We start from the raw sequence: 1,370 nt of genomic DNA, 5'->3' as shown, positions 1-1,370 counted from the left end.
GTACGACGGCCCACCGCCGGACGAGGCTGCCGCCCCGCACGGAGGCACTGCGTCAGGCGGACGCCCCCTCCGCGGCCGCGGCGGTCCCGGCGGCCGTCGTTCCGGCCCCCGGCTCCGCCGCTGACCCCTTCGGCAGCGTCAGCACCGCCACCACCGCGAGCACGGCGACCAGCGCGAAGGAGTAGAAGCCCCATGGGTGTCCGATCCCCGCGGTGACCAGCGCGCCGGTGATCGACGGGCCGACGATGGACCCCAGCCGGCCGATCCCGGACGCCGACCCGAGCGCGGTGCCCCGGATGGCCGCCGGGAAGAAGTTGGTCACGTACGCGTAGACCAGCACCTGCGCGGAGAACACGAACACACCGGTGAAGAAGACGACCACGTTGAGCAGCAGGTCGTTCTCCATCTTCACGGACAGGCAGGCCAGCATGACCGCCGCGGCGCCGAACCAGCCCAGCGTGGTGCCCTTGATGCCCTTCTGGTCGGCGACCCAGCCGCCGACGAGCAGACCGGCGACACCGCCCAGGTTGAGGATCAGCAGCTGGGTGACGGCCGTGGGCACCGGGTAACCGGCGTCGTTCATCAGCTTGGGCAGCCAGGTGTTGAGGCCGTAGACGAGCAGCAGACCCATGAACGAGGCGACCCAGACACCGATGCAGGCCCGCAGGTGGAGCGGCTTCAGCAGCTCGGTGAACGGCACCCGCTCCGCCGTGCCCGACTCCTTGGCCTTCACGAAGGCCTCGGACTCCGGCAGGAAGAACCACTGGATCACCGCGACGACGAGACCGACCACGCCGAGGGCGTAGAAGAGGACCTGCCAGTCGTCGGCGAACTGCAGGGCCAGCAGCGAGGTGACGACGGCGCCGGTGTGGTAGCCGGTCATGGTGAGGGTGCTGGCCCGGGCCCGCCGGCTGGCGGGCATGCTCTCGGCCATCATCGTCAGCGACACCGGCATGCAGGCGCCGAGGCCGAGGCCGGCGATCAGGCGCAGCGCGGCGAACATGGTCACCGAGCCGGCCAGCGGCACCAGGACGGTGAACACCGAGAACACCATGACCGAGGCGATGAGCAGCCGGCGCCGGCCGATCCGGTCGGCGAGCGGGCCGACCGATATCGCGCCGATGGCCACGCCGACCAGCGAGAGCGTGGCGACGGTGGTCGCGTCGACCGCCGTCATGCCGAGGTGCTGGGTCTTCAGCAGGGTCGGGATGATGGCGCCGAGGACGACCAGGTCGTAGCCCTCGAGCATGACGGTGATCCAGCACAGGAGCACGGTCCAGGTGGTACGCCTGCCGGTGGCGGCCTGCGCCGGGCCGGACGACGGTGTCACGGATGTCATGGCGGTTCCCAGGGACGAAGGGGACGGGGGA

At 70.9% G+C, this 1,370-nt stretch carries 1 protein-coding gene; it reads right to left on the bottom strand.

The window, feature by feature from the left end; all coding sequences use genetic code 11:
- Nucleotides 1-52: 52 nt before the first annotated feature.
- Nucleotides 53-1,339: an MFS transporter gene (locus ACOV8S_RS10665; RefSeq protein ID WP_448317550.1), complete on the bottom strand. Its 1,287-nt coding sequence runs from the start codon at nt 1,337-1,339 to the stop codon at nt 53-55.
- Between the last annotated feature and the right edge of the window lie 31 nt (nt 1,340-1,370).

This window comes from Streptomyces sp. CO7 (genome assembly GCF_053474865.1).
The sequence above is the reverse complement of the archived record's forward strand: the minus strand, read 5'-3'. Positions and strand labels throughout refer to the sequence as shown.

Coding starts and splice junctions, on each gene's coding strand:
- ACOV8S_RS10665 (WP_448317550.1), bottom strand. CDS start 1,339: ATGACATCCGTGACACCGTCGTCCGGCCCGGCGCAGGCCGCCACCGGC.